Origin of the sequence: Halalkalibacter lacteus, assembly GCF_036663595.1 — a bacterium.
Taxonomy (GTDB): domain Bacteria; phylum Bacillota; class Bacilli; order Bacillales; family Bacillaceae_D; genus Halalkalibacter; species Halalkalibacter lacteus.
This window is the reverse complement of record NZ_JAWRVL010000063.1, coordinates 1-5,976: the sequence shown is the minus strand read 5'-3', so window position 1 is coordinate 5,976 and position 5,976 is coordinate 1. Positions and strand designations below refer to the sequence as shown.

Annotated in this window: 7 protein-coding genes; 1 reads left to right on the top strand and 6 read right to left on the bottom strand. The window is 35.2% G+C overall.

Annotated elements, in window-relative coordinates:
* Positions 1–227: 227 nt before the first annotated feature.
* Entirely contained in the window at positions 228–773 is a 546-nt protein-coding gene (locus SAZ04_RS21335; RefSeq protein WP_332699430.1) for a hypothetical protein, read from the bottom strand.
* A gap of 378 nt (positions 774–1,151) precedes the next feature.
* The gene (locus tag SAZ04_RS21330; protein ID WP_332699427.1) at positions 1,152–1,946 is read right to left on the bottom strand and encodes a helix-turn-helix transcriptional regulator; all 795 of its coding nucleotides are present in this window, start codon (positions 1,944–1,946) and stop codon (positions 1,152–1,154) included.
* Positions 1,947–2,396: 450 nt separating this feature from the next.
* Here SAZ04_RS21330 and SAZ04_RS21325 point away from each other — a divergent pair, with 450 nt between their 5' ends.
* Complete coding sequence (locus SAZ04_RS21325) at positions 2,397–2,819, top strand: VOC family protein (RefSeq protein ID WP_332699433.1); 423 nt, start codon at positions 2,397–2,399, stop codon at positions 2,817–2,819.
* A 221-nt stretch (positions 2,820–3,040) separates the two neighbouring features.
* Here SAZ04_RS21325 and SAZ04_RS21320 read toward each other — a convergent pair whose 3' ends face one another.
* The 4 genes from SAZ04_RS21320 to SAZ04_RS21305 form a co-directional block, all read right to left on the bottom strand.
* Entirely contained in the window at positions 3,041–3,784 is a 744-nt protein-coding gene (locus tag SAZ04_RS21320) for a MerR family transcriptional regulator (protein WP_332699424.1), read from the bottom strand.
* Positions 3,785–4,017: 233 nt separating this feature from the next.
* Positions 4,018–4,365 (bottom strand): DUF4260 domain-containing protein, encoded by a 348-nt coding sequence (locus tag SAZ04_RS21315; protein ID WP_332699421.1) that lies wholly within the window; start codon positions 4,363–4,365, stop codon positions 4,018–4,020.
* 239 nt (positions 4,366–4,604) lie between these two features.
* The gene (locus SAZ04_RS21310; protein ID WP_332699418.1) at positions 4,605–5,036 is read right to left on the bottom strand and encodes a GNAT family N-acetyltransferase; all 432 of its coding nucleotides are present in this window, start codon (positions 5,034–5,036) and stop codon (positions 4,605–4,607) included.
* 224 nt (positions 5,037–5,260) lie between these two features.
* The gene (locus tag SAZ04_RS21305) at positions 5,261–5,749 is read right to left on the bottom strand and encodes a DUF4825 domain-containing protein (RefSeq protein WP_332699415.1); all 489 of its coding nucleotides are present in this window, start codon (positions 5,747–5,749) and stop codon (positions 5,261–5,263) included.
* Positions 5,750–5,976 lie beyond the last annotated feature (227 nt).

The window sequence follows — 5,976 nt, the reverse complement described above, 5'->3', positions numbered from 1 at the left end:
GGAGAAGAAAGGTTGCTTTCTTCATGGAAGTGAGAAGCTCCCACTTCAAGCGTAGCTAAGTGGTGAGTAGTTCACTATTAGGTCTTGATAATGTATGCTAAGCAAATTTCAACCTAAAAAAGTCGAATTCCTGCACGCTAAGGAACCGACTTTTTAATTTGGCTTGTTAAGCTAAAGCCTCCGTTTGTTTAAGTACATCGCTTCACAAATTGGCTAAATACAGTTCTTTAGTTACGGTTTGCATTTTTTTCTTCTATCTTTACCTTCAGTAATAGTACGATGTTATCCTGTTTAATCATTCTATTTACTGATTCCTCATCTTGTAAATCAACCGTACTAATTGAGTTACTTTCCGTTTCCCTATATGCTGCTAATATTTTTGTTTCACCTATTTCTAACTCTACTTCTTCATTACCAATGGCATAGTCCCAAGAACTAAAAATATCAGTCTTAGTTTTTTTTTCAATTATTGATGGTTGAGTTCTTACAGCAGGTCCATAAAGAAAAACTAAAGTGTCTTCTGAGTTTGGATTTATCATTCCAAACCCCAAATGCCCTTCGTCAACTTCATTTGGACTGTTACCGTAGGATAATTGCGTTAATGGTTGAGATTCTTTTTCTCCATCATTGTATCTTTCTACCCAAAGATTTACCCAACTTTTATCCGCATTAGGTAATTTGAAATCAAAATCAAATAGTATCCCTAAATTTAAATCTTCAAAGGTATTTACATATTCAGAATCGGTATTAACTGAAATAGTAGCTATTGTCACTTGAATTAGTGCAACCAGTGCTTAATATTAAGAAAAGAAATAAGATAGAACTCAAAATGAAATAGTTTTTTATCAAAGAGCCTCCCCCAGTCTTAAATTGATTTTACTAAACTACTTCGGCGCACTTTTAATAACAACCTGCTTATTCCATTTACGCCACCGTTTGTGGAAGTTCATTTATGTTGTCTTATTGAAGATTAAGCCCCGTTAGAGCGCAATTCTTCACTTCAGAATTGCGCCCTTTTATGGAATAACTTCGTGTCAATTTTGTCAAGAATATTTAGAACTGTGGAAGCTTCTTTGTTTTAATAGAAGTAGATCGCGCTAAAGGTGGTATACTTCACTGTTTGTTATTGTACACCTATCCTTCTAGATTTCTTATCGATTGCTATGTTTTTGAATTTTTTGGAGAAAATTATTCATTAACAATGGCAAGGAGATAAGGATTGGTGGATCGTCGAGTCGTGGAGGATAGAGAATTACACCTTGATGTGGGACAGAGGAACCCGATTCTACGATGATTGGCTTTTTCGATCGCGTCCGTAAGGTTTTTTGAGGAAGCAGAAAGTCCATGGCCTGCATTCCCCAAGAGACAGAGGTAGCCATTAAGTAATAAACACCTGGTTTGACATCTATTATGTGAAAGTCTCCTAACGAAGAAACGAGCGTTCCATGGATCGGGAGCCCTTCAGGTATTGGTTTAGCAAATAAACCGATTAGAACCAATCCCTCAAAAGGAACGGTCGCTTTAACGGTTCCTTTTATGGTTGCTTGTTTATCTGTGGAAATATGAGAATCAGACCAGTCGCTAAGCTTTTGTAAAGAACGAAAATGATTCTCCGATCTCTGCACTGAGTCCCGAAAATCGGAAGGTGTCATGCCTACCCGATCAGTAAATCGGGTCGTAAATGTTCCTAAACTTTTTTGACCGATTTCCAGTCCAATATCCCGTACTCTCAAATTCGTGTGCAGTAACAAATCCTTTGCCTTTTGAAGACGCAAAGCCGAAATATAATATATCGGAGAGATACCCATTTTTCCTTTAAAAATGCGAGTGAAATGGTACGGGCTATAGGCAGCATAACGAGCCAATTCGGAAAGTGATAACGGTTCGTATATATGCTGATGAATATATCCAATCACTTCACCTATTTCTGGATAACTGTCAGTCATTATTCCTTTCCCCTTCCTCCAAACATTTTAATTTCATTGACTTCTTCTTATAATTAATTCTTCCTTTATCAACCTGATACCTCCTCCTTTGCCCTTTTATTAGGCTAAGCAAATACTCATAGGTTGATAATGAAGAAAGACAACCTCAGAATCAGAACATCCGAACTTCTTTTGGTACCTACTACATTTCGGAATTTTGTACGCTAATCAGTTTTTCAACCGAAAAAAGCTGATCCACTAGCGTGAATCGACTTTTTAAATTTGTCGTGTTTTACAAGGATAATCAGTTTGATTTGTTACTCAACTGAAGTGCTCCGTTTAAGGTATAACTTAAGATCATAAAAAAGTATCGTTTGCTGTTGGTTGTTCAAAATAGCAATCGAAAAGAAATCAAAGAATTATTCATTTGCTACAATTGATAAGAATAATAAATTAAGGAGTTGACCGATGATGACAGTAAGAATTACCCCTTATTTAAATATGGAAGGGAACGCAAGGGAAGCTATTAAGTTTTATGAACAAGCAATCGGTGCTGAAGTCCTCACAATTATTACTTACGGAGATATGCCGGAAATGCATAATACTTTCACCGATGATCTGAAGAATCTTGTGGCACACGCAAAGTTACGAGTGGGTGAAACGGAGCTCATGTTTTCCGATGCTCCAGGTGGTTCGACTATTGAAAAGGGTAAACAGGTGACAATTTGCATTTCAACGAACGACGTGGAAAAATCAAAACGAATTTTTGAAGCCTTGCGGCAAGACGGTCAAATCAATATGCCGTTTGGAGAAACCCCTTTTAGCCCAGCTTTTGGTGATGTAACGGATAAATTCGGCGTGACCTTTCAAATTTTTACTGAAAGTCAAAACTAAAATATAAAATGGAGTGCTTGCCTTTAAGCCTGCACTCCATTTTTACTGTTGCTGTTGAACTCGGATTGTCCAGCCCTTATAAATTGCCCCTTCCCTTACTCCTTTAAATGGCCCTTTAAATAATAATAGAGCGCAATTCTTTACTGCAGAATCGCGCCCGTTCGTGGAATATGGAATTATTATAAAAAGGGCTTCCTATACGAAGGAAACCCTTTTTTCGTTCATTTATTATTTTCAGCGTAGTAAGCCATTGCATCTCGCATGAATTTTGCCAGTCCTACACCGAATTGGTCGATGCTTTTCGTGAACCTCTCATCATCAACATATATTTGACCTAGGCCCTTGAATGCCTCCAGTGAATAATGGATTCCAAAATTGCTGTTCAGTAAGGTGTACCACTTCTTGATTGCTGCTTGAGCTTCATCTGATTCTGGTGAAGTGTGACGAAGAGCAGCCAAGCTGCGATAGAGTGCGTTCATTTCTTCTTGCATTACTTTTTGTTCCTCTTTTGTCATGCTAGCCAGTTTAGCGTTTGATTTATCGACTAATTCGTCACCCCAACGTTCACGTGCTTCCTGTTCATACGTATTATGACTGAAGTCGAACCCTTCGAATTTTTCTTTATTCGTCATTTCGATCGATCCTTTCATATGTTCAATCGTCTTATCGATCGTCGAGATCATCTTATCTATGCGAGTCCTTTTTTCCACCAGCGTTTTTCGTTGGAATTTGAGTGCTTCCTCTCGATCGAAGGAAGGACGATTGATGATTTCCTTTATTTTTTTCAAAGGGAAGCCAAGCTCTTTAAAAAATAAGATTTGTTGTAACATTTCAAGATTATGATCGGAATAGAGGCGATAACCGGCTTCAGACGTCTGTTCCGGTTTTAATAGTCCGATTTCGTCATAATGATGCAGTGTGCGCACACTGATGTCGACCAAGTCAGCAACTTCTTTCACTTTCATAGCTGTGTAACCTCCCTTTAATCTTTACTTTAAGGCATTACGTAACGTGATGGTCAACAAAAAATGTAAATTTATTTATTTTGCTTGAAAAATGGGTAAATGCTATGCAAAAAGGAGGGGAAGGTCTATATTTAAGTTGCAGAAAAAGCACAATTCTTTACTGCAGAATTGCGCCCTTTAATTGAATAAATAAAAATAGATTATACACATACTCATTGAATAAAAGAAGGTGGCTATACTTTCTGTAGATGAGTATCTTTGAAATTACTTGGGTACTTTAATCCGTAGCCTATAGTTCGATCCATACCAATATGCGCTACCCAAGTGATACTTAATGCCAGCATTAAATTTTGTTCTAGAATCATACTTAAAATGATAAAAAGCAACGGTAGAATATATGTGTGAAAAATATTATATATTTTTGACCCAATTTTATTATTAACTATATAGCCAAGCATAGACAGATCTGGTACTAACAAAAAGAGGAAAAATACCCACCAGCTAACTCCCACTTGATCATAGAAGTAAAGCGAAGTAATAAATACAACCAACCCTTCAATATGTAATAATTGTTTGCTCAATACATAAACCTCCTTCATTTATATAACTGTTATACGGAAAAAAGTAACGTTTGTTTCATTTTATAACACTCCCCCCTCCTTCCTTTTATTTAGCGGTCTTAAAATAAAACAGACGCAATTCTTCTTAAAGAAATGCGCCCGTTTGCTTAAGATCGAAAAACACAGATATGCCCCTTATAATGGCTAAATAGTAATGATATTTTCCGATGAGACATCAAAAAGTCAAAATCACATGGTATTTAAACTGTTTTCCATTCCATTAAAAACTCATCCTCGGCAGTCTGTTCATCCAATAGTTCTTCTTTTTTTACAAAACCACTTCTCAAATAAAAATTAACTGCTTCATCATTTTTTTTGTAAACTTTTAATTGTATATTTTTCCTTCGTTCTTTTATAAAGTTTAATAATTCTTTTCCATATCCTTTACCTTGATGCTTAATATCAATAAACAATGCAGCCAAATAGTTATCTACCATTGAGATGAAGCCCACGACTTCTTTTTCATTGCATATAACATAGTTTTCAGAAATTGGAAAATATTTTTCTTTCATCTCATTTCGCTGAGATTTCCAATAATCCTTATCAATAAAATCATGTGCTATTAATGACCCTTCACACCATATATCTATCATTTTATCAATTTCTATTTCTTTACTTACTCTAATTTTCATGTTATCATCCTCAATCTAATTTCAAAATAAGTGATATATGTTATAGAATATCAGCCTTCCTATTAAGAAAGTATTTAACAATGCCGGCCTTTAACTTAATAACAATTATTTCAAATTCCCATCATTTTCACAATACGTTATTCAAGAATATGGCCCGATTGTTTAAGATCTTCTATTAATATCTTATTAAAGAAAGCACACGTCAGTTGAAAAAGGAGTATTTTCTATTTTTCAAAGAATTGATTTATTTTACTTTCGTCTTCTAAATACTCTTGTGTGACTTTACTTAGGTCTTCTTCATTTGTATAGCTAGCTAATTCTTTTCCGTACCAATCTTGCAACTCTTCCTTTGTTAATGTGTGTTTTTGTTCTCCAAAATCAAAAGTAATCCAATCTGCATTTTTCACCAATGCAAATATAAATGTTGCATTGTATATAACCGTTTCTTTAATAGCATCATCTATCATTGTAGCTTCTATATCTCCGTACTTTAAGACCATTCCAAAGGGTTCTTCTTTTGTTTTTAGTTCAAATCCTTCAGAATGTTCACCATTTGGTAATTGCCTTACAATACTCCCTACTGTATTATTGTCACCTACATATGAATCTTTAAATTGAAATATATCTTCACTAACATTGTTACTTGGAATACATCCGTTTAGGAATAGTAATAGTAGCAACGAAAAGCAGATATATTTTGTCATCTCCCACATTTTTTGTCCCCCTTTAAACTTCTTCTTAACTTTACCATAAAAATACAAATTCCCTGTTTAATAATTCTGCTCCGTTACTTGAATAAAAAAGGCTTTACTCATTATTGAAGTAAAGCGCCCGATCATTGCAATGCCCTATTGAACAAAGCCCCCGATTGCTGAAGATCAGACATAGATTCTATTAGCTGGTTTACTTTAATAAGAGTATTTCTTCTATTTACACTCAA

Coding starts and splice junctions, on each gene's coding strand:
- SAZ04_RS21330 (WP_332699427.1), bottom strand. CDS start 1,946: ATGACTGACAGTTATCCAGAAATAGGTGAAGTGATTGGATATATTCAT.
- SAZ04_RS21325 (WP_332699433.1), top strand. CDS start 2,397: ATGACAGTAAGAATTACCCCTTATTTAAATATGGAAGGGAACGCAAGG.
- SAZ04_RS21320 (WP_332699424.1), bottom strand. CDS start 3,784: ATGAAAGTGAAAGAAGTTGCTGACTTGGTCGACATCAGTGTGCGCACA.
- SAZ04_RS21310 (WP_332699418.1), bottom strand. CDS start 5,036: ATGAAAATTAGAGTAAGTAAAGAAATAGAAATTGATAAAATGATAGAT.
- SAZ04_RS21305 (WP_332699415.1), bottom strand. CDS start 5,749: ATGTGGGAGATGACAAAATATATCTGCTTTTCGTTGCTACTATTACTA.